The sequence below is a fragment of the Burkholderia pyrrocinia genome, from assembly GCF_001028665.1.
GTDB classification, from domain to species: domain Bacteria; phylum Pseudomonadota; class Gammaproteobacteria; order Burkholderiales; family Burkholderiaceae; genus Burkholderia; species Burkholderia pyrrocinia.
In genome coordinates, this window is record NZ_CP011504.1 from 642,957 (window position 1) to 664,465 (window position 21,509).

The 21,509-nt window shown below is 65.0% G+C and carries 20 protein-coding genes and 1 pseudogene; 6 read left to right on the forward strand and 15 right to left on the reverse strand.

Annotated features, from left to right (window positions below; genetic code table 11):
- Window positions 1–12 precede the first annotated feature (12 nt).
- From ABD05_RS19085 to ABD05_RS19105, 5 genes and pseudogenes are all read right to left on the reverse strand, one after another.
- Entirely contained in the window at window positions 13–804 is a 792-nt protein-coding gene (locus ABD05_RS19085) for an alpha/beta fold hydrolase (RefSeq protein ID WP_047901714.1), read from the reverse strand.
- 85 nt (window positions 805–889) lie between these two features.
- The gene (locus ABD05_RS19090) at window positions 890–1,216 is read right to left on the reverse strand and encodes a DUF4148 domain-containing protein (protein ID WP_047901715.1); all 327 of its coding nucleotides are present in this window, start codon (window positions 1,214–1,216) and stop codon (window positions 890–892) included.
- 285 nt (window positions 1,217–1,501) lie between these two features.
- Window positions 1,502–2,038: a cytochrome P460 family protein gene (locus ABD05_RS19095; RefSeq protein ID WP_047901716.1), complete on the reverse strand. Its 537-nt coding sequence runs from the start codon at window positions 2,036–2,038 to the stop codon at window positions 1,502–1,504.
- Entirely contained in the window at window positions 2,038–3,081 is a 1,044-nt protein-coding gene (locus ABD05_RS19100; protein WP_047901717.1) for an alpha/beta fold hydrolase, read from the reverse strand. Before ABD05_RS19100 ends, ABD05_RS19095 begins: the two co-directional genes overlap by 1 nt.
- 320 nt (window positions 3,082–3,401) lie before the next feature.
- Window positions 3,402–3,974, reverse strand: a pseudogene (locus ABD05_RS19105) (epoxide hydrolase); the annotation flags it as partial.
- A 126-nt stretch (window positions 3,975–4,100) separates the two neighbouring features.
- On the opposite strand from ABD05_RS19105, the gene ABD05_RS38515 reads away from it, so the two are divergent.
- On the forward strand, window positions 4,101–4,325 hold the full coding sequence (locus ABD05_RS38515; protein ID WP_162489611.1) for a hypothetical protein: 225 nt from the start codon (window positions 4,101–4,103) through the stop codon (window positions 4,323–4,325).
- Here the strand turns inward: ABD05_RS38515 and ABD05_RS19110 are convergent.
- Complete coding sequence (locus tag ABD05_RS19110) at window positions 4,312–5,016, reverse strand: SDR family oxidoreductase (RefSeq protein WP_039354670.1); 705 nt, start codon at window positions 5,014–5,016, stop codon at window positions 4,312–4,314. The genes ABD05_RS38515 and ABD05_RS19110 overlap by 14 nt on opposite strands.
- 134 nt (window positions 5,017–5,150) lie before the next feature.
- Between ABD05_RS19110 and gcvA the strand changes: the two genes are divergently transcribed.
- Complete coding sequence (gcvA, locus tag ABD05_RS19115) at window positions 5,151–6,044, forward strand: transcriptional regulator GcvA (protein ID WP_047901719.1); 894 nt, start codon at window positions 5,151–5,153, stop codon at window positions 6,042–6,044.
- 16 nt (window positions 6,045–6,060) lie between these two features.
- Here the strand turns inward: gcvA and ABD05_RS19120 are convergent, their stop codons facing one another.
- The 3 genes from ABD05_RS19120 to ABD05_RS19130 form a co-directional block, all read right to left on the reverse strand.
- Window positions 6,061–6,657, reverse strand: coding sequence for a pyridoxamine 5'-phosphate oxidase family protein (locus tag ABD05_RS19120; RefSeq protein ID WP_047901720.1), 597 nt, complete (start codon window positions 6,655–6,657; stop codon window positions 6,061–6,063).
- Between the two features lie 94 nt (window positions 6,658–6,751).
- The gene (locus ABD05_RS19125) at window positions 6,752–6,943 is read right to left on the reverse strand and encodes a hypothetical protein (RefSeq protein ID WP_047901721.1); all 192 of its coding nucleotides are present in this window, start codon (window positions 6,941–6,943) and stop codon (window positions 6,752–6,754) included.
- A gap of 12 nt (window positions 6,944–6,955) precedes the next feature.
- Window positions 6,956–8,155 (reverse strand): aminotransferase-like domain-containing protein, encoded by a 1,200-nt coding sequence (locus tag ABD05_RS19130; RefSeq protein ID WP_047901722.1) that lies wholly within the window; start codon window positions 8,153–8,155, stop codon window positions 6,956–6,958.
- A 755-nt stretch (window positions 8,156–8,910) separates the two neighbouring features.
- Here ABD05_RS19130 and ABD05_RS19135 point away from each other — a divergent pair.
- The 3 genes from ABD05_RS19135 to ABD05_RS19145 all read left to right on the forward strand — a co-directional run bounded on the left by ABD05_RS19135 (window position 8,911) and on the right by ABD05_RS19145 (window position 12,750).
- Window positions 8,911–10,146 carry an MFS transporter gene (locus ABD05_RS19135; protein ID WP_082146164.1) on the forward strand — a complete coding sequence of 412 codons (1,236 nt, stop codon included), beginning with the start codon at window positions 8,911–8,913 and terminating at the stop codon, window positions 10,144–10,146.
- The gene (locus ABD05_RS19140) at window positions 10,115–11,131 is read left to right on the forward strand and encodes a LysR family transcriptional regulator (protein WP_238594166.1); all 1,017 of its coding nucleotides are present in this window, start codon (window positions 10,115–10,117) and stop codon (window positions 11,129–11,131) included. The genes ABD05_RS19135 and ABD05_RS19140 overlap by 32 nt, the downstream gene beginning before the upstream one ends.
- An 89-nt stretch (window positions 11,132–11,220) precedes the next feature.
- Window positions 11,221–12,750: an amidase gene (locus ABD05_RS19145; protein WP_047903645.1), complete on the forward strand. Its 1,530-nt coding sequence runs from the start codon at window positions 11,221–11,223 to the stop codon at window positions 12,748–12,750.
- A 145-nt stretch (window positions 12,751–12,895) separates the two neighbouring features.
- On the opposite strand, the gene ABD05_RS19150 is transcribed toward ABD05_RS19145, so the two are convergent.
- The gene (locus tag ABD05_RS19150) at window positions 12,896–15,196 is read right to left on the reverse strand and encodes an NADP-dependent malic enzyme (RefSeq protein ID WP_047903646.1); all 2,301 of its coding nucleotides are present in this window, start codon (window positions 15,194–15,196) and stop codon (window positions 12,896–12,898) included.
- A gap of 136 nt (window positions 15,197–15,332) precedes the next feature.
- On the opposite strand from ABD05_RS19150, the gene ABD05_RS19155 reads away from it, so the two are divergent.
- The gene (locus tag ABD05_RS19155) at window positions 15,333–16,304 is read left to right on the forward strand and encodes a LysR substrate-binding domain-containing protein (RefSeq protein WP_047901725.1); all 972 of its coding nucleotides are present in this window, start codon (window positions 15,333–15,335) and stop codon (window positions 16,302–16,304) included.
- Between the two features lie 200 nt (window positions 16,305–16,504).
- Here the strand turns inward: ABD05_RS19155 and ABD05_RS19160 are convergent, their stop codons facing one another.
- The 5 genes from ABD05_RS19160 to ABD05_RS19180 form a co-directional block, all read right to left on the reverse strand.
- Window positions 16,505–16,885, reverse strand: coding sequence for a VOC family protein (locus tag ABD05_RS19160; RefSeq protein ID WP_047903647.1), 381 nt, complete (start codon window positions 16,883–16,885; stop codon window positions 16,505–16,507).
- Between the two features lie 104 nt (window positions 16,886–16,989).
- Window positions 16,990–17,835, reverse strand: a complete 846-nt coding sequence (locus ABD05_RS19165; protein WP_047901726.1) for a GNAT family N-acetyltransferase — start codon at window positions 17,833–17,835, stop codon at window positions 16,990–16,992.
- 413 nt (window positions 17,836–18,248) lie between these two features.
- A complete protein-coding gene (locus tag ABD05_RS19170) occupies window positions 18,249–19,421 on the reverse strand; it encodes an NAD(P)/FAD-dependent oxidoreductase (RefSeq protein WP_047901727.1) in 1,173 nt (390 codons plus the stop codon).
- A gap of 192 nt (window positions 19,422–19,613) precedes the next feature.
- Window positions 19,614–20,765: a branched-chain amino acid ABC transporter substrate-binding protein gene (locus ABD05_RS19175; protein ID WP_047901728.1), complete on the reverse strand. Its 1,152-nt coding sequence runs from the start codon at window positions 20,763–20,765 to the stop codon at window positions 19,614–19,616.
- A 418-nt stretch (window positions 20,766–21,183) separates the two neighbouring features.
- The gene (locus ABD05_RS19180) at window positions 21,184–21,375 is read right to left on the reverse strand and encodes a CsbD family protein (RefSeq protein WP_047901729.1); all 192 of its coding nucleotides are present in this window, start codon (window positions 21,373–21,375) and stop codon (window positions 21,184–21,186) included.
- Window positions 21,376–21,509 lie beyond the last annotated feature (134 nt).

Consider the following 21,509-nt stretch of genomic DNA (forward strand, 5'->3'; position numbering starts at 1 on the left):
CGCCGCATCCGCTCACTGCGCGTCGTGCTTCGCACGCTCCGCCGCTGCGATGATCGCATCGGCCACGGCCTTCGGCTGGCTCAGCATCGCGACATGGCTGCCGTTCACGCGCGCGACCGTCGCGCCGATCCGCTTCGCCATCGCTTCCTGCAGCTTCGGATCGATCATCCGGTCCTGCGTCGCGACGACGAACGTCGACGGCTTCGCGTGCCATGCGGCCTGCTCGACCTTCTCCGAGATGCAACCGCCAAACCACGGCCCCTGGGTCGCCGCAACGATGCGCTGCTGCGCGGGCGGCAGGTCCGGTGCGAAATCCTGCGCGATCGCCTTGTCCGACAGCCGCGTGAAGCCGCCCGCGTCCTTGCGCAGTTCACCGGCCCATGCCGGTGCCGGCAGCCCTTGCGTGACGTCGGCGATCGACTGGCCGTTGTCGGGCGCGAACGCCGCGACGTAGACGAGCGACTTCACCTTGTCGTCGTTGCCCGCGTCGCTGATCACGACGCCGGCCCACGAATGGCCGACCAGCACGACCGGCCCCTTCTGCTCGTCGATCGTACGCTTCGTCGCGGCCGCATCGTCGGCGAGCGAGCTCAGCGGATTCTGCACCGACACCACATGCAGCCCGCGCGCCTCGAGCAGCGGAATCACGCGGTTCCAGCTCGACCCGTCGGCGAACGCACCGTGCACGAGCACGACATTCGTGCCCTTCAGGTCGTCCTTCGGCGCGGCCTGCGCCGCGACCGCACCGAACAGTCCGCCGATCACCGCGGCGGATACCAGAACCCGTTTCATCAAACCGGCCATCGTCAATCTCCTTTCTCTGTTGTATCAATCACATGAAATGCTGCGGTAGCGGCCCGTGCCTGCCTGCGACAGGCGCGGCAACGGATCACGAATGCGCGTACAGGTCGTCGATGGCGCGCTGCGACGCGCGCGCCTGTGCCGCGTCGCGATGGCTTGCCGGTGCCGACGCATCGGCCACGGTGTCGCCCTGCGACTTCGACGGGCCGTTCTGGTCGGAACGCGCGACCTGCTGCGCGGCGGCGACATCGTCCGGGTAATGCGGTTCGCTGCGGGCCGGGTTGTAGCCGGCCTGCTCGAGCCGGACGAGTTCGGCGCGCACGTCGGCACGCGTCAGGCCGTGGCCGGTATCGGCGAACGACAATGCGGGGATGGCGGCGAGGACGGCAACAGCGAGGATTCGGGCGGCTTTCATGAGTGTTCTCCTTGACGGAAGTTGGGGTATCGATCACTTGGCATCCGGTGCAAACGTCTGGCATCGAACGTTTCCTGCATGTCGACAGTAGAACCCGCCCACGTATCCGGCATGTTTCCGAAACCGGTGCTTTCTGCATGCCAGTTTTTCCGGAACGGCCGCAGATACAGTGCGATACAAACCCGCCTGCCGACGTGCTCTCCAACACACACGCGCCGTACACGCACCACAAAAAAAAGGCGTGCCTCGCGCGGCACGCCTTTCCGTCAAGCCTGTTTCTTCACGTCACGGCGCAAGCCGCGTGAACACGTAATCGTGGTTCTTCACACGTGCCTGGTGACACGCGAAGCACGTCTGATGCTGGCCGATATCGGCCGGCACGCCGTTGATGAAGCGCCCGAAACCCCAGCCGCCCGTCGACGCATAACGACGCGAATCCTTCACCATCACCTGCACGGTCGTCGCCTGGCCCGGCACCGTCGCCGGCGCGAACTCGTCGGACTGCTTGCGCTTGTACGCGAGCTTCACGAGGATCGTGCCGTCCGGAAACGGCAGCGTCGCCTGTTCGAGCGCACGCATCGCGACGGGGTTGCCGAGCACCACGCGCAGCTCGTCGAGCGGCGCGGCCTCTTCGGCCGGCGCAACCATTTCCCACTTCCGGTAGCCGGGCGGGATCGTCACGCCATAGATCGGCGACGCGGCCGGATTCGGTTGTTCCGCGAACGCGGCCGGGCCGCTGGCCGACAGCGAGCCGGCCAGCAGCGCGCCCGCGACGAGCGCGCGGCCCGTGCCGCGACGCAGGATGCCACCGCCCGCCCGCATCACAGGTGCTCCACTTGCAGGATCGCGTCGGCGAACGCCTGCGGCGCTTCCTGCGGCAGGTTGTGGCCGATGCCGCCGGTAATCGTCCGGTGCTGGTACTTGCCCGTGAACTTCTTCGCGTAGGCGGCCGGTTCCGGATGCGGCGCGCCGTTCGCATCGCCTTCCATCGTGATCGTCGGCACGGTAATCGCCGGCCCGGCGGCGAGACGCCGCTCGATGTCGTCGTATTGCGCTTCGCCCTTCGCAAGCCCGAGGCGCCAGCGATAGTTGTGAATCACGACGGCCACGTGGTCGGGGTTCTGGAACGACGCAGCCGTGCGTGCATAGGTTTCGTCGGAGAACTGCCACTTCGGCGACGCGAGCTTCCAGATCAGCTTGTTGAACGCATCGCGGTTCGTCGCGTAGCCGAGTTCGCCGCGCTCGGTCGTGAAATAGAACTGATACCACCACTGCAGTTCCGCCTGCGGCGGCAGCGGCTTGCGGTTCGCCTCCTGGCTGCCGATCAGGTAGCCGCTCACCGACACCAGTGCCTTCACGCGCTGCGGCCACAGCGCCGCGACGATGTCGGCCGTGCGCGCGCCCCAATCGTAGCCGCCGAACACCGCGCGGTCGATCTTCAGCGCATCCATCAGCGCGACGATGTCGACGGCCGTCACCGCCTGCTGGCCGTTGCGCACCGTATCGGCCGAGCGGAACGTCGTCGACCCGTAGCCGCGCAGGTACGGCACGATCACGCGATAACCGGCCGCGACCAGCAGCGGCGCGACTTCGGCGTAGCTATAGATGTCGTACGGCCAGCCGTGCAGCAGGAACACGACGGGGCCCTTCTTCGGCCCGAGGTCCGCATACCCGACGTTGAGCACGCCCGCGTCGATCTGGTGGATCGTGCCCAGCGACGCAACGCCGGCCGCCCCCTTCGCAGCCGGTGCATCGGGCGCAGACTGCGCGCGCGCCAGGTTGCCGAACCCGAGGTCGGCGAGGCTCAGGCCCGCAAGCGCCGTACCCAGGATCAGGCGGCGGCGGGTGTTCACGGTATCAGGCATGACTCGTTCTCCATTGTCGATCGCTAAGGAAGGGGCCCGCGGCACGTGCAGGCGCTCCGGTATCGCCGTTCGCAGCGGCGGCGGATGACACCGCGCGGCCGTGTGAATCGCTTCACCGGTTTTATATCCGAACGATCCGGAGGCTTTGTATCCCAACGTATCTGTGTGCGAACACGACACACAGCGATTCAAAAATCGTGCGGGAAACGACGGTTTTCGGCGGGCCGCGCGGCTGATCGGCCCAGCTCGACACAGTCGACAGAACGAAAACAAACGCGAGCCGCACGCAAGCCAGCCCGCGCCCGCCACTCGACCCGCGCTTACCCGCGCCGCAACGGCCGGAACCCGGCGCGTACTTCGCGGGCGAACAATTCCGGCTCCTCCCATGCCGCGAAATGCCCCCCCTTTTCGACTTCGTTGAAGTAGATCAGGTTGTGATAACTGCGCTCGGCCCAACTGCGCGGCGCCTGGTAGATCTCGCCCGGAAACACCGTGATCGCGGCCGGCAGCGAGATATCCACCGCGTTGAAGTTGTTCGAGTGATCCTCCCAGTAGATCTGCGCGGCCGACGTCGCGGTATTCGTCAGCCAGTACAGCGAAATGTCGTCGAGAATCTCGTCGCGCGGGATCGCGCGTTCGGGCACGTCGCCGCTGTACGTCCACTGCGAGATCTTGTCGACCATCCACGCGGCCTGCCCGGACGGCGAATCGGCGAGCGCATAACCGACCGTCTGCGGACGCGTAACCATCATCGCCGAGTAGCCGCAGTTGTCGCGATAGAACGTCGCGAGCTTCTCGTACGCGGCCTTCTCCTTCGGCGACAGCGAAGCCGGCGCGGGCGAATCGGTCGCGAGCAGCGTCGCGATATCCGGCGGCACCGTCGCCGGCATGTGGAATGTGCGCGGTGAACGGGCGTATGCCGCTGCCGCCGGTCGCGGCATGCAGCGCGGTGGGTAGCATCGCCGATACCCCGGCCGCCACCGACGTGGCCAGCAGGTGGCGACGCATCGGGAAAAACGGTGTGGAAGACATCGTCCGGCATCTCCTTTCCCGAAGTGGAAAGTGAACATGCCGCGCGCTGGATCGCGCCTTGGCTTTCAATCCGGCGCGCCCTGGTCACGCGGCGTCGCCAATTTGAAAGGTTCGAGGTATCGCGGATTTGTCTGATTTGTACGCGTTTGTATTTGCTGCGCGGCGAGCGGCCCGCGCCGCCGCTCGCCGATACGACGCTCAGAGTGCCTTGACGATCGCGCCGTCGACGCGAATGTTCTGCCCGGTGATGTAGCCCGCGCCGTCGGACAGCAGGAACGCAACCGTCTTCGCGATCTCGCCGGTCTTGCCGAAGCGGCCGGCCGGAATGCGCGCGACGATCTCCGGCGTTTCCGGCCAGCTGTCGATGAAGCCCGGCAGCACCGCGTTCATCCGGATGTTCTCGGCCGCATAGCGCTCCGCGTAGAGGCGCGTCCACGCGCTCAGCGCCGCGCGCAGCGCCGACGACACCGGCATCGGCTGCTCGGGTGCATCCGCCGCGAAGCTCGAGATGTTGACCACCGCGCCGCCGCCCTGCTTCTGGAAGATCGGCGTCACGCGGCGCATCACGCGCACGACGTTCAGCAGGATCAGGTCGAGCCCTGCGTGCCAGTTGTCGTCGGTGATCGCCAGCAGCTCGCCCTTCGGCGGATGGCCGGTGTTGTTCACGACCGCGTCGATCCGGCCGTAGCGCGCGACCGTCTCCTGTACGAGCCGGTCGATATCGGCTTCTTCCGTCACCGAGCCCTGGATGCCGAACCCGCCCAGTTCCTCGCCGAGCGCCACCGCGCTGCCCGACGGCGACATCAGCGCGACGCGATAGCCCGTCGCCGCCAGTTCGCGCGCGATCGCCGCGCCCATGCCCTTGCCCGCCGCCGTGATCAACGCCACTTTTTCTACAGTCACGATCCGCTCCTCGTTCGAAACCTGCCGCCGCGCAGCCGCCATTCGGCGCGCCATGGTGGTAATGTAGGCGCATCGCAAACGACTGTCGAACCAGTATTTCTGCCTTCAGCCGATAGTTTTTCTACAGCCTGACAATGCCGCCTCGCCCTTCCCGCCTGCCGCCGCTGAATGCGCTTCGTGCGTTCGAAGTGTCCGCGCGGCACCTCAATTTCCGCGCCGCGGCCGACGAGATCGGCGTGACGCAGGGCGCCGTCGCGCAGCAGGTGCGCCATCTCGAGGACGTGCTCGGCCTGAAGCTGTTCGAGCGCCTGTCGCGCGGCCTCGCGCTGACGCACGACGGCGCCGCGTATTTCTCCGACGTGCAGCGCGCACTGCACGCGATCGCCGATGCAACCGACAAGCTCGTGAAGCGGCGCGCGGCGCTGACCATCAGCACGACGCCGTCGTTCGCGTCGAAGTGGCTGATCCCGCGGCTTGCGCAGTTCACCGACGCGCATCCCGACTACGACGTGCGCGTGATCGCAGACCAGCAGCTCGCGACGTTCCGCCACGACGGCGTCGATCTCGCGATCCGCTACGGCAAGCCGCCGTTCGGCAAGCATCTCGCCGCGCATGCGCTGTTCCCGCTCGATGTGTGCGCCGTCTGCAGCCCCGCGCTGCTGGCCGCGCCCGCGTCGCCGCGTGCGCTCGCCGGCCACGTGCTGCTGCACGATGCGCACGACCTGTGGCCCGAGTTCATCGAAGCGATGCCCGAGCCTGTGGATATCGATCCGCACAAGGGGTTGCACTTCAACCAGACGTCGCTCGCGATCGATGCGGCCGTGGCCGGCCAGGGGATTGCGCTCGCGACCGATCCGTTGGTCGAACGCGATATCGCGGCGGGCCGGCTGTGCAAGCCGTTCGATTTCGCGTTTCCGCTGTCGGTGGGGTTCTATCTCGTGTATCCGGCCGAGCGCCGCGACGACGATGCGATCGCCGTGATGCGAAACTGGATGATCGGGCAAGCGGCGGCGGACGAGCGGCCTTGAGCGGCCTGCGTCCGGATCAGGGGGCGATCCAGCGGCCTTCGCAGCCGCCTTCGTTCAGGTCGAATACCGCCCGGCGATGGCCGGTGCGCACGAGTTCGAGCCAGTCGATCCGCTTGATGGTCATGTGGATCAGGCAGAAGTTTTCGTAGCCGTCGCCGGTTGGTGCAGTGCGTTGGCTCGCCGGGACATGCGCTTCTTCCGGTGACTCGACCCGCGTGCCGGGCGGCAAAGGTGCGCGATACAGCAGCAGCGTATGCGGACGGCTCGATTGCCAGATCGCGCGCCGCTGCACTTCGTCGTCGCAGATCGATGCAACGCCTTCCGCGCGAATCTGCACGAGCGCATCGAGATCATTCGCGACGATCGAGATACGCGGATCGCGGCGCAACTCCGCGACTTTCTCCGAACGCGCATCGGTATGAAACGACAGCACGCGATCGGCGCGGCTCACCTGGCGCAACACGATCGTACGCACCTTCGGCGCACCATCGAGGCCAAGGGTTGCCGCCTGCAGCATCGTAAACGGCGAGCGCTGCACGCTGACGCCGGATTCGAGGCAGGACCACAAGCGGTCGTACGTTTCGGTGAGCGATTCGGAGGTTGAGTCGGACATGAGTGGCGGCGGCGATCGTGCGTGTGTCGATCGCGCAAGCTTAACCGTTTGCTTCGGCGGCGGCTCGCGTGTGATGCCGCCGCCTTTGCGCCGTTCAGTTGTAGCCGAGCACGACCGGCGCCGCATCGCCGGCATCGGTCGTCGGCTCCGCGCCGAAACGGCCGAGCACGTCGGCCACATACTGCGGCCCCGCGCTGATCTGCGACGAGCGATGCTTTGCCGGCCGGTTATCGCCAGCGCCTGACGCTGCGCCCATCGATGCCGTTTCGTTGACGGTGATATTCACGTTGATGTCTCCTCAAGCGGCCAGCGCCGCACCATAAGCACGCACGAGGCGCGCCACGCCTTCCCGGATCGCGTCGACGTCCGGCGCGGCGAACGACAGGCGCAGCGATGCCGCGTCGACGTTGTCCGCGAAGAACGCCTTGCCGGGTACGAACACGATCCTGTTGGCGATCGCCTGTTGCAGCAGCACGTCCGACGACACCGCGCCGATCCGCGCCCACACGAACATCCCGCCTTCCGGGCGATGGAATTCGATCGCATCGCCGAACCCGTCGCGCAGCGCGTCGCACATCGCATCGCATTTGCGCTGGTACGCGGCCGTGATGCGCGGCAGATGGCGTTCGAGCGCGCCGTCGGCCAGATATTCGGCGGCGGTAGCCTGCGTCCACGGCGTGCTGCACAGGTCGACCGTCTGCTTCGCGATCACGCAACGGCGCGCGATCTCGGCCGGCGCGATCGTCCAGCCCACGCGCAACCCCGGCGCGACGATCTTCGACAGGCTCGCGAAATGCACGATCCAGTCGCGCGCGCCGTCCACTTCGCCGGCGAGCGCGAGCATCGACGGCACGGCTTCGCCTGCAAAGCGCAGGTCGCCGTACGGATCGTCCTCGACGATCAGGAATCGGTATTGCACCGCGAGACGCAGCAGCTTCAGCCGGCGTTCGCGCGTGAGCGTCGCGCCGGTGGGGTTCGCGAAGGTCGGGACGGTATAGAGCAGTTTCGGCTGCGCGATCGCGCCGGACGCGAGCTGTGCTGCGAGACGGTCGACGTCGAGGCCCTCGCCGTCGACCGGGATCGTCACGATGCGCGCCTGCTGCAGACGCATCGCCTGCAGCGTCGCCGGGTAAGCCGGCTGTTCGGTCAGCACGACGTCGCCGGGCGACACCATCACGCGCAGCAGCAGGTCGAGGCCCTGCTGCGAACCGGTCGTGACGAGCAGTTCGGCCGGCGTGCACGCGACGCCGCGACGCGCCATCAGCGCGATCAGTTGCTGCTTCAGTTCGCCAAGGCCGTCGGTCGGGCCGTATTGCAGGCAGCGGACAGGCTGCGCGTACGCGCGTTCGGCGGCCGTGTTCAGGCCGTCGACGTCGAACAGGTCGCTGGCCGGATAGCCGCCCGCGAAGGAAATCATCCCCGGTTCGGACAGGTACTTGAACAACTCGCGAATCGGCGAGCCGGCGGGATTCTGGAATGAGGGAGTGAACGCGTACATGTCGTCGTGAGCTGGATGGCGCGGACGGCCGGGATAGCCGTCAGGTGCCTGCCGTCGTGATGCTTCTGGCGCCGCGGCGGCGAATTCGAGCCACGATTGTCGATAGTCATTAAGGCCGCGGCAAACGATATCTATGCACTAGGTCTTGCGGTTTGGTCATTAAATGGGGGGTGGGGGTGTCGTTTGCCGGGGTTTTGATGCGTGGTTCGGGCATGCGCTGTCAGTCCAAATCGATGGCACGCATCCACGGCAGGTAACGCCAGCCGCGCTTGGAAAGTTCCGGTGTGCTGCGCAGGACCGGCTCAAACGTGGCATTCATATGCACCGGTATGCGCTTCTTGGGACGTGACTAATTATCGGCGTCAGCCATTTCCGGCTCCTTGGGTGAGTCGGTTGTAGTCAGCGGGTCGTATGGGCTGCCGCCCACGCGGCCCGCGCTTTTTGTGGCCGTGGATTTCCCTTCTCTCTCCCCTTCGCTGCGTCTTGTCGAGCAAGACGGGGTTTTCGACCACCGGTCCGAAAGGTTCCGCGATCAACATCCGACGGGCGAGAAGCAAGGCGTCGCGACAACAGAAAATTACGCCAATACCCCCCGTCGCCGCGCTTCTCAGGTGCGTTTTCGCGAACGGAGAGATCTGAATATGTCACTTGTCGGCCCATTTGCGGCTACTTACGATCAATTCGACTAGTCGCGGTGGGACTGCTCGGCATCACCGACGCGGGCCCGATCTTCCCTCTATCGGCAGATGTCCACCATGATCGACCCCAATAAAAGCAGACGTGCCAGCCTTGCGGTATTCGCGCTGCTCTACCTCGGCTTTTGCATCTCCTACATCGATCGCTCGGCGATCGCGCTTTCGCTCGTGGCCATCGGCAAGGAGTTCCATGTCGGCGCTGCGGTGCAGGGTGTCGTCATGAGCACGTTCTATATCGGCTACGCGGCCATGCAGATTCCCGGCGGATGGATAGCGGATCGCTGGGGGAGCAAAAAGGTCATCGTCGTGTCCGTCGCGTTCTGGTCCTTGTTCACGTTGATGACCGGTCTCGCGTGGTCGCTCGCTTCGCTGATCGCGATCCGCTTCATCTTCGGTCTCGGCGAAGGCGGTTATCCCGGTGCTGCAGTGAAGGGCGTGACCGAATCGTGTGCGCGGGAGGATCGCCCGAAGATGTCGGCGTTCCTGATGTCGTCCAACTATGTCGGCAGCTTCATCGCACCACTGACTATCGCGCCGCTCATCGTCTATCTCGGCTGGCGTCATGCATTCGTCGTCGCTGGCGGCGCCGGTCTCGTGTTCGCGCTCGTCTATCTGATCGCGGTGAAGGACACGCATCGGAAACGCGATTCGGCCGGCCGTTCCGCGCGCATCGACGGCGCGGCAACGCGCGCGCTCCTCAAGATGCCGCTCATGTGGAAGATTCTGCTCACATGGTTCTGCATGGGCATCGTCAACAAGGGACTCGATGCGTGGATGCCCGCGTATCTTCTGACCGAGCGCCATCTCGACCTCAAGGCAGTCGGCATGCTCACGCCGCTGCCCTTCGTCGCAGCGAGCGTATCGACAGCGCTGGGCGGCTGGATTCTCACACGCTGGTTCGACGGCCGCGAAAAGTGGCTGATGGCCGCGTGCTGCGCGATCTCCGGCTTCTTTCTCTATGAGATGTACACCGCGGAAACGGTGGCGGGCGTGATCGCGTATCAGTCGATCGTCTACTTCTTCAAGTCGTTCGTGTTCGCGGGTGTCTTCGCGCTTCCGGTCAAATTCCTGCCGCAAAAGATCATCGGCACCGGTGCAGGCATGGTCAATTTCGGCGGACAGGTCGCAGGATTCGTCGCGCCAGCCGTCATTGGCCTGCTGGTTTCGATCACGGGCAACTACGACACGGTATTCGGCTTCCTGATCGTGGCGACGGCGTTCGCAGTCGTCACCAGTCTGTCGATACGACTGACGCCCGAGACCAGTGCACGCCTTGTCACCGCCGAGGAGGCCTGACCGCTTTGCCGGCCGGACAGGCGCTATCATGGGCAACTCCGCGTCCCGTCGATCCACCATGAGCGCCCGCATTCTTCAGGAAGCCGCCGTCCGTTACTTCCTCGAAGTCGTCAACACCGGCTCCATCGCCGATGCCGCCAACCGGCTGAACGTCGTGCCATCCGCCGTGAGCCGCCAGATCGCGCGGCTCGAAAGCGAACTCGGCGCGCAGCTTTTTGTCCGGCAATCGCGCGGCATGGTCCCGAGCAAAGCGGGTGAAATGCTCGCCGCCTACGCGCGTCGCTCGCAACTCGACGCCGAACAGATTTCGCTGGAAATCGACGCGCTTCGCGGCGAAACCGAACGCACGATCCGCATCGCCTGCACGGAAGGATTCGCCTCCACCTTCCTGCCGCGCGCGATGGCGGACTTCCGCCGCACCGTCGCACCCGCATCGTTCGAAGTCGTCGTCGATGCGGCCGCCGACGTCACGCAGCGCGTGCGCGAAGCCGAGTGCGATGTCGGCCTCACGTTCAGCTTCGGCCCGGCGAAAGATATTCACGTCGCGTTTTCAGCGCCCTCTCCCGTGTTCGCGATCGTGGCGTCATCTCATCCGCTCGCGCGGTCTGCACAGGTTTCGTTTCGTGAGTTGCTTGCGTATCCGCTCGCATTGCCGGGTGTGCATTCGACGCTGCACAAGCTGATCGATATCTATTGCAGCCGCGAAGGCGTCGCATGCCCGAGCGTGCTTCGCAGCGCGACGCTCGAAACGCTCCTGGGGTTCACGCTCGCGAGCGACGCCATTACGTTCAGCGGCGAACTCTTCGTGCGCCCGCGCCTGGCGTCCGGAGAACTCGTCGCGTTGCCCGTTCCTGAACTCGCCACCGGCGAACGCGCGATCGAAATTCAAACCCTCGCGCGGCGCGCGTTGCCGCCTCTGCTGCAATCGTTTATCGAGCGGCTCAGCGGCGAACTGCCTCCGCCCCCGCGCGTTGCGCAAAAGTGAACTGACCGTTCGATAAACATCACTAGCGATCGTTTTTCACGTCGTCTACATTGAGCGGACTCTTGCATTGTCGCTTGAAGGACTGTCCGGTGAACGACCGTTACGAACTCACACGTCATAGTGCCGTTGCGCTGCGCGCGCTATTGCAAGCACGCGAAATCTCCGCCGTCGAATTGCTCGAAGCCTGCATCGCGCGAATCGAAAGGCTCAATCCGTATGTCAACGCCATCACGGCGACGAGCTTCGAACGCGCGCGCATCGAAGCCGGTGCTGCCGATATCGCGCTCGCACGCGGCGATGCCGTCGGTTCGTTGCACGGCTTGCCGATCGGTATCAAGGATCTCGAAGAGACCGAAGGCCTTCTGACCACTTATGGCTCGCCGCTCTATCGCGCGAACGTACCCGCCCACGACAACACGCTGGTGCGTCGGCTGCGCGCAGCGGGCGCGATTGTCGTCGGCAAGACCAACGTGCCGGAAATGGGCGCGGGTGCGAACAGCTTCAATCCCGTGTGGGGCGCGACGGGCAATCCGTTCGATCCGCGCCTGAACGCGGGCGGTTCGTCGGGCGGCTCGGCGGTGGCGCTTGCGCTCGACATGGTGCCGCTAGCCAGCGGTTCCGACACCGGCGGCTCGCTGCGCATTCCCGCAGCGAAGTGCGGCGTGGTCGGAATGCGCACGTCGCCGGGACTCGTGTCGAGCGATCGAAAGCCGCTCGGCTGGACGCCGATTGCGGTGGTTGGGCCGATGGGGCGCACCGTCGACGACACGTGGCTGCAACTCGCGGCGACGGCCGGCCTGTCGGGCAGCGACCCGCTCGGCTATCCGTTCGCGATGAATCCGACGATGGACGGCCGCGCGCCCACGGACGTGTCGAAACTGCGCATCGGTTACACGGAAGACTTCGGTGTGTGCGAAGTGGACGACGACATCCGTGCCACGTTCCGACGCAAGATCGAGTTTATCCGTCGCGAGGTGGCCGTATGCGAGCCGATCGAAGTGGGCTTCGAGGGTGCGCATCGGTGCTTCGATGTACTCCGCGCGGAGGCCTTCGTCGCCGGCCTTCAAAAGGCGTATGAGGCCGACCCCGATTCGCTTGGCCCGAATCCGCGCGCGAACTATGAAATGGGTATCGGCCTCGGTCTTGCGGATTGCGTGCGTGCGCACGGCGATCAGACGCGTCTGTTTCGCCGCTTCCAGACGCTGTTCGACCGTTATGACGTGATTCTTTCGCCAACGACGCCTGTCTCGCCGTTCCCGTGGACGCAGCCGTATCTGAAATCGGTGAATGGCGTCGAACTGGAAAACTACTATCGCTGGCTGTCGCTCACGTACGTCGTGACGCTCGCGACGAATCCGGCGTTGTCGCTGCCGTGCGGAGTCGATCATCGGGGCATGCCGTTCGGGCTGCAGATGATCGGCGCTTTCCGTGGCGATCTCGCCCTGCTCGATGCGGCCCGCGCGTTCGAAACGCTCTTCGCGTCGTCCGACGAAACACGCCGCCCGATTCCCGATGCCGCGAAGCTGCGTGCATCGGACGTCGACCTGAAGTCCATCGTCACGCATCCGCCGGTGCTCGATGCGGTGTCGTCTCCCGATGCATCCGCTTCCGCAGTCTGACCCGAACACGATCGATTCCGTTTACGGCAAGCCGCTCGATACGTGGCTTCGAGACGTCCCGCTCCTGCGTGAACTCATGACGCTTCAGCCCGGCTGGGTGCGGACAAACGTGGGGGGCCGCGCCCCCCCCGCAAGACACAATCAATCAGGCAGACGCACCCCGATTCGCCTCAATCACCGTCAACGCCGCCATATTCACGATCCGCCGCACGGTCGCGCTCGAAGTGAGAATGTTCACGGGTGCGTTGACGCCGAGCAGGAACGGCCCCACCGCCACATTGCTGCCCGCCTCGGTCTTGAGCAGGTTGTAAGCAATATTCCCCGCATCGACGTTCGGACAAACGAGCAGATTCGCAGCCCCCTTCAGCGGCGACATCGGCAGCAGCTTCGACCGCAGCCCCTCATCGAGCGCACAGTCGCCATGCATCTCGCCATCCGCCTCGATATCGGGTGCCTGCTCCCGGACGATCTCCAGCGCCCGCCGCATCTTCACGCCCGAAGCCGCACTCCCTGACCCAAAATTCGACCGCGACAGCAACGCAGCCTTCGGCGTGAGATTCAACCATTCCATCTGCCGAGCCGCAGCAATCGTGAATTCCGCGATCTGTTCGGCATCGGGATTGTCGTTGACGTGCGTATCCACCAGCGCCACTGTCCGCTGATCGAGCAGCAGAATATTCATTGCTGCATACGTAGAAGCACCCGGCTTCTTGCCGATCACTTCGTCGACGAACCGCAGGTGATTGTGATACTCGCCAACGGTCCCGCAAATCATGCCGTCCGCATCGCCGAGCCGCACCATCATCGCGCCGATCAACGTCAGGCGACGCCGCATTTCGACGCGCGCCATCTCCTTCGAAATACCATCCCGGCACCGCAGTTCCCAATACGTCGTCCAGTACTGCGGGAACCGCTCGTCATATTCCGGATTGGTCACTTCGACATCCTGACCGAGCCGCAGGCGCAGACCAAACCGCTCGATCCGTGCAAGCAGCACCTCCGGACGCCCAACCAGGATCGGGCGCGCCAGCTTCTCGTCGACGATCACCTGCACGGCGCGAAGCACGCGCTCGTCTTCGCCTTCGGTGAAGACGATCCGTGCCTTGCCGCCGTCACGCACAAGCTGACGCGCCGTCGCGAACAGCGGCTTCATGAACGCGCCGGAGTGGTAGACGAATTGCTGCAGTTGCTCGACATACGCGTCGAGATTCGCCAGCGGGCGCGTCGCGACACCGCCCTCCATCGCCGCCTTGGCCACGGCCGGCGCGATACGAACGATCAGGCGCGGATCGAACGGCTTCGGAATCAGGTATTGCGGACCGAACGCCACGTCGTACGCGCCATACGCAGCCGCCACGACTTCGTTCTGCTCTTCCTCGGCAAGCCCCGCGATCGCGTGAACGGCGGCGATTTCCATTTCGCGGGTGATCGTCGTCGCGCCCACGTCCAGTGCGCCGCGGAAAATATACGGGAAGCACAGGACGTTGTTGACCTGGTTCGGGTAGTCCGAGCGGCCCGTCGCGATCACGACATCGTCGCGCGTCGCATGCGCCAGTTCCGGGAAGATTTCCGGCGTCGGGTTGGCCAGCGCGAGAATCAGCGGACGCGGCGCCATCTCCTTCAGCATCTCCGCGCTCAGAATGCCGCCGACCGACAGCCCCAGGAACACGTCCGCGCCGCCGATGACTTCGGACAGCTTGCGCGCATCGGTTTCCTGCGCAAAGCGCGACTTTGCCGGGTCCATCAGCGTGGTACGGCCGCGATAGACGACGCCTTCGATATCGGTCACCCAGATGTTCTCGACCGGCAGCCCGAGGTCGACCAGCAGGTCCAGACAGGCCAGCGCGGCCGCACCGGCCCCCGACGTCACGACCTTCACCTCCTTGATCGACTTCCCGACGACCTTCAGCCCGTTGATGAAAGCGGCCGACACGGTAATGGCGGTGCCGTGCTGATCGTCATGGAAAACGGGAATCTTCATGCGTTCGCGCAGCTTCTGCTCGACCGTGAAGCACTCCGGCGCCTTGATGTCCTCGAGATTGATGCCGCCGAACGTCGGCTCAAGACCGGCGATGATGTCGACCAGCTTGTCCGGATCGGTTTCGTTGATCTCGATGTCGAAGACGTCGATCCCGGCGAACTTCTTGAACAGGACGGCCTTGCCTTCCATGACCGGCTTCGATGCGAGCGGGCCGATGTTGCCCAGACCGAGCACCGCGGTGCCGTTCGTGATCACGCCCACCAGGTTGCCGCGGCTCGTGAAGCGGTGCGCCTGCAGCGGATCGGCCGCGATCGCCTCGCACACGCCTGCTACGCCCGGGGTGTAAGCCAGCGCGAGATCGCGCTGGGTCACGAGCGGCTTGCTGGCGACGACCGAGATCTTCCCCGGGGTCGGAAACTCGTGATAGTCGAACGCTGCCTGCTGCTGTGTCTCTGTCTGTTTCATGTTTTTCGGTCCGGGCACGGGCGCCAGGCCAGTCCCGGCGCGATCCATGAAGGTGATTCTAGGGATCCGCCATAAGGAGACGATTCTATTTTAATATCGGCCCATCACTTTTTCATGATGAATGCATGACCAGTCAATGACTTTTGACGCAAACGACGTGGTCAGGCGGCTGGGCGCACGTCTGAAGATTCGGCATCTGGTGTTGTTGCTGCAGATCCAGCAGCACGGGTCGCTGACGCGCGTCGCGGAGCACATGGCCAGCAGCCAGCCCGCCGTGACGAACGCGCTGTCCGAGCTGGAGAGCATGTTCGGCACGCCGCTGTTCGAGCGCTCGTCGCGCGGCATGCGGCCGACTGCGCTCGGCGCTGTCGTGCTCGAACGGGCGAAGGCGATGATCAAGGATCTCGACCACCTCGCCCGCGAGATGGAGACCGTCGCCGCCGGGCATGCGGCCCACCTGCACATCGGCGTGATTCCGTTCATCTCCGGCCAGATGCTGTCGGCGGCGCTGAAGCGGCTGCAAGCGCGGATGGAGCGGCGCCTGACCGTGACGATCCACGAAGGCACCAGCGATCAACTGCTGCTGCAGCTCAAGGACCACAGCGTCGATATCGTGATCGGGCGCGCGTCGTCGGCGGTCGATCTGGGCCAGGTTTCCTTCGAGGTGCTGTACCAGCAGCAGCCACGCATGATCGCGAGCCGGCGCCTTGCCGCGAAACTGGCTCGCACGCCGCTGGACTGGAACAAGCTGCACGCGCTCGACTGGATTCTCGGCGCGCCGCATACGCCGATGCGGGAACAGGTGACCGACCTGTTTCTGTCGGCCGGCATCCCGCCGCCCGTTCCGATCGTCGAAAGTTACTCGTCCAAGCTGATCGGCGAAATGATCGCGTCGAGCGACGAGGCCGTGTCGATCGTGCCGGCCGATATCGCGGAGGAACTGGTGCGGATTGCCGGCGTGGCGATCGTGCCTTATTCGCTGGTGTGGACGCTTCCGCCGATTGCGCTGTTTACCCGCTCGGCCGACTCGCACTCGCCGGCGCGGGATTTGCTCGTCGACGCGCTACGCGAGGTGTGTAGAGAGACGTATGGGGAAGCGCGGCGATAAGGTTTGGGACCTGCCGCACGGCTAGCAACAATTCATGCTCGCAGTGCGAGCGATCCATCTTGCCGGCTTCTCATGTTCGCGCGCGCACACCCTCAGTCACGCCCATGTTCACTCGCGGCTTCGAAGACATCCGTCAACCGCTTTCGATAAAAGCGTGACGCGAGAGACAGCCCCGCCGCCCAACGCGCCTCGACAGAAAGTCACCCGTCCGCCCGCTGACAAACCACCTCGATATTGTGCCCGTCCGGCCCGATGACGAACGCCGCGTAGTAATTCGCGTTATAACGCGGCCTCAGCCCCGGCGCGCCATTGTCTTTCCCGCCCGCCTCCAGCGCCGCGCGATAGAACTCGTCGACTTGCCTTCGATTCTCGGCCTTGAATGCGATGTGAAGATGCGCGGGCTTCTCCGAGGTCTGGAACAGACACAACGAAGGCTGCCACGGCCCCGGCGGACAAAGCTCGACGCCGTACGAAGGCTCCCCCTCCCCCGCGACCACTACGCCAAGCGGCTCGAGTGCCTTGAGGAAAAACGCCTTGCTCGCTGCGAAATCGCTGACTCCGAATTTGACGTGGTCAAACATGAGTTCCCCCTCGGATAGTTGGGCCCGCCCGCGCCCCGACTTGATGTACGGATCACCGCGATGTTGCCACATGCAGCCATTCGCGGGCAGCCCCGTCCGCCCCATCACCCCAGCTCGAACGACGTCACCCCGAACACGCGATCGATCGCGATCGCGGGCGCATCTTTCGTGTACATCCGCGCGGTCTCGAAGACGCTCGTCATGCCGTGCCGTTCCGCGAGCGCGACGGCCGCGGGATTCGTTTCGGGCACGTCGAGCACGATGACCTCGCCGGGCATGCTCGCCGCCAGCGCGCGAAACAGCCCGGTGGCGACGTCTGCATCATCGGCAAAGAGCGGGCCGATCTTGCAGCCCGCCTTGCAGCGGCGCACGACACCGTACCCGGCGACGCGGCCGGCGTCGACTGTTGCGAGCGCAACGGCATCCGGCTGCGCGATCCACGCGGAGACGAAACGCTCGCGCGCCGCGGGAAAACACTGGCGATCGTAGGCAAGCAACTGCTCGAACGGCACATCGGCCGCTGAGGCTACATGCGCGCACCCGATGCCGTCCACGCGCCCCTGATAGCGGACGTTGCGGTACGCGAGCCGGAACCCGGACTTCCTGTAGTTCGCCTGCTGCGCGACGACACCATCGAGACCGACGTTGCGGTCGCCGAGATAACGCATGCCGTGCTGCCAGATCCGCATACCGAAGCCTTTGCCGCGGAACCCGGGCTTCACGATGTAAAGACCGATGAAGCCGAAGCTTTCGTCATAGGCGACAGCGGCGAGGCACGCGACCGGTTCGCCGCGCCACATGCCGACGAAGAAACCGGCCGGGTCCGCTTCCCTGAAACAGTGCGGGTCATGCCAGCCGGGGTTCCACCCTTCCGCAGCCGCCCATTCGACCGACATGGCTACCTCGTCGGCCGACATGGTGCGCACGATAAAGTCACCGCCTTGATCCATGGTTCGCTCCACTCGCGGCTTCAAGGATCGCCGCCTCGTGTTACGCAAAAATGCATCGGGAAAGCGCCGGCAAGCGAGCGCCGGCCAACTGACAGAACAGACCGTGCAATCATGCCGTAAGCCACGGCTGCCGATCGCGTCATCATAATCCCAAGGGCGGGTATCGGAGTGGAGCGGTCATCGCAGTTGTTCCGGTTCGACAGGCACCGAAATTGACGCGTATCGGCAGTCCCGGACGACCGGCCACCAGGTTAGCAGTCCTCGAATGTCGAACGTGCAACCGGCCGCAACGAGTCACCAAGCGCCCACCACCAAAATCCACGAAGCACAAAAAAAGGCCCGACAAAGTCGGGCCAATGGGTTTGAGACACAAGGAGAATCCCGCCCACCCTGCACCGGGCGGTTACGCCGCACTACACGACGTTCTTTTCGACGATCGGCCGGTTTTCCAGCACGCGCGCCCAGCCGAGCGACGACAGGTCGAGCGATTCATAACGCCCGCCCAGGATGAGTTCACTGACGCCACGCCCTGTCGCCGGCCCCTGCTGCAGCCCGTGGCCGCTATAGCCGTTCGCGAACACGACGTTGTCGAGTTCCGGGTGATACCCGATGATTGCGTTGTGGTCGAACACGTTGTACTCGTAGTACCCGGACCAGCAGTTCTCCACGCGCAGCGCCTCGAACTCCGGCACGCGATTCGCGAGCGTCGGCCAGATCACCTCGTCGAACAGGTCGTGATCGACTTCGTCGAGCGGCAGATCGTCCGGGTCGCGGTCCGGGCTCGGCGACGTCCCGCAGATATACGTGCGCCCTTCCGGCCGGAAATACACGCCCGTCGGATCGATCAGCAGCGGGCAATCGGTGAGCTTCGCCGGCGACGACACGTTGAAGATGCTGCGGCGCCGCGCATACACGGGAATGTCGATGCCCATCATCGACGACAGCGTGCGCGTCCACGCACCGGCCGCGTTGACGAGCGTGTCGCACGCATGGCGCTCACCGTCGCCCGTCATGACATGCGTGATCTTCCGTCCATCGCGCACCACCTCCTTCACATCGGCCGGCACATACCGCGCACCGAGCGCCTGCGCTTTCTTGCGCAGCGCCTGCACGAGCCCGTAGCCGTCGAACCAGCCTTCGCCGCTCACGCCGTACGCGCCCGACACGAGATCGTCGACGTTCAGCCACGGAAACTTCGCACGCAGCGCATCGCGATCCATCAACCGGATATCGGCGCCGAGGCGGGTCTGCAGCGCATGGTTCTCGCGCAGCGTCGCATCGCCGGCCGGCGTTGCCAGGAACAGGTAACCGCCTTCGTGCAGATCGATCGACGGCCGGTTGCCGTCCACTTCGAGCCGTTCGCCGATCGTGCGCAGGAAGTCGATGCCGAACAGCGACATCTCGATCGACAGCGGCGTCGAGAACTGCTGGCGAATCGATGCGGCCGACAGCGCCGACGACGATCGCGCATAGGTGGGGTCGCGTTCGATGACGGTCACGGCGACCGTCGGATCGGTGGCGCGCAGGAAATAGGCGATCGAGCTGCCGATCACACCACCGCCGACGATGACGACTTGAGAACTCACGACTGACTCCAGTTGCACGTAAAAGACGCGGCCAGCCGGCCGCGCCCGTTGGTTGTTCATGCCGCGTCGCGCGCGGCGTCGCGCCTGCAGGCTTCCGGTGCGATCGCCCCGGCGCGCGCCGCGACCGCAACCGATCGCTCACGGTATTTCAGCACGTCCGGCATCGCCGCGAAAGCCCGCGCGCGCTTGCGTTCAATCCGCCGATTTCGTCGTGACGGGCTGCCACGCGGCGTTCTTCACTTCGTACAGCGTCGAGCTCGGGTTCTTCAGGTCGCCCGTGTTCGTGAACGCGATCGTTCCGGTGATGCCGTCGTAGCGCGTGCCCTTCAGCGCGCCGTTGAAATCGGCCGGCTTCGTCGAGTTCGCCTTCTGCATCGCATTGATCGCGATCCACGTCGCGTCGTACGCGAACGGCGCATACGCGAGCATGTCGACGCCGTACTTCTGCTTGAATTTCGTTTCGAACAGCTTGCCCTTCGCGAGACGCGACAGCGGCTGCCCGTATTCCCACACGGCCGCGCCTTCCGCCGCATTGCCGGCCAGCTTGATGAAGTTCGCGTTCATCACGCCGCCGCCCGCGAGGAACTGCGCGCGGATGCCGAGCTGGCGCATGCGCTTGACGAGCATCGCGGCCTGCGCGTCGAGGCCGCCGAAGAACACGAGGTCGGCATTCGTGCTCTTGATCTTCGTGAGCTGCGCGCTGAAGTCGACGGCCTTGTCGTTCGTGAACTCGCGCGCGACGATCGTGCCGCCATTCGCCTTCACGGACTTCTCGAATTCGTCGGCTTCGCCCTGGCCGAACGCGGTGCGATCGTCGATGATCGCGATGCGCTTCGCCTTGGTCACGCTCGCCGCATAGGCCCCGGCGTTGCCGGCGTTCTGCGTGTCGGTCGCGATCACGCGGTACACGGTGCCGAGCCCGGCGCGCGTGATGTCGGGATTGGTCGCCGACGGCGTAATCATCGGAATGCCGGCCTTCGCGTAGATCTTCGACGCGGGCAGCGTCGTGCCCGAATTGAAATGGCCGATCACGACGGCCACCTGCGCATCGGCGAGTTGCTGCGCGGCCTGCACGCCGGTGCGCGGATCGCTCTGGTCGTCCTGCGACGCGACGACGAACTTCACGGGCTTGCCGCCCACCATCGTGCGCGCGGCATTCGCTTCGTCGACGGCCATGCGCACGCCGTTCTCGATGTCCTTGCCGTACGCGGCGCCGCCGCCCGTCAGCGGGCCGGCCACGCCGACCTTGACGACCGTCTCCTGCGCCTGGGCCGCGCCCGTCTGGAACGCGAGGATCGCGGCGGTCAATGCGATGCCGGAAAGCGAACGAATGCGGAACGTCATGGCAGTCCTTGTTCTGTGGGTCGGGATGCAACGCGCGACTGCCGCGCGTCGGCGACCTCCTGCGTGCCGGTGATGTCGTCCGCCGCCGGGCGCCATTCAACGAAGGCGCCAAACCGGCCGGCCGATCACCGCGGTTCCGTCTCCGTAGAACCTTTCACCGCGAAAGAGGTGAATGGATTGTGGGTAGCCAATACCCGTGCAGCAAACGAATTATCGGAACTATGTTGTGAGGATTTGTCATCAAGTTCCGTGCATCCGGACGGCACACGGGCCGCGCGACGGTGGGCCGTGTGTAGAAAGCATCAATCGCGGTACGCGCCTGCGCCCGTCCATCAAGGCCGGCCGTTGTAATGCCTATTGATCATCATCCTTCGACAACGGCACGCGCTCGCGACGCACGCTGTATCGCATCGTCCGGTCAGTGCCGATCCGTGCCCGTCTGCTTGCGCGTCGCATCGGTCGCCTCGCCGGCCTGCTCCTGGATCCTGCCGGCCTGCTGTTCGGCGACGCCTTCCGCTTCCGTCTTGCGGTCGCCCGTCACCTTGCCGAGCGCTTCCTTGAGCGAACCCTTGAGCTGCTTGAGCTTGCCTTCGATGCGATTGCTGTCCATGGTCGTCTCCTGCAATGGTTGGGGAGAACCGGCGATGTGACGGCCCGCGCCGCACCGCCTAATGGACAGGTTCGCAAGCATCCGCCGCGCGCGGCAGATGCGGATGCACCACCGCGCATGGTGCATTCGTACCG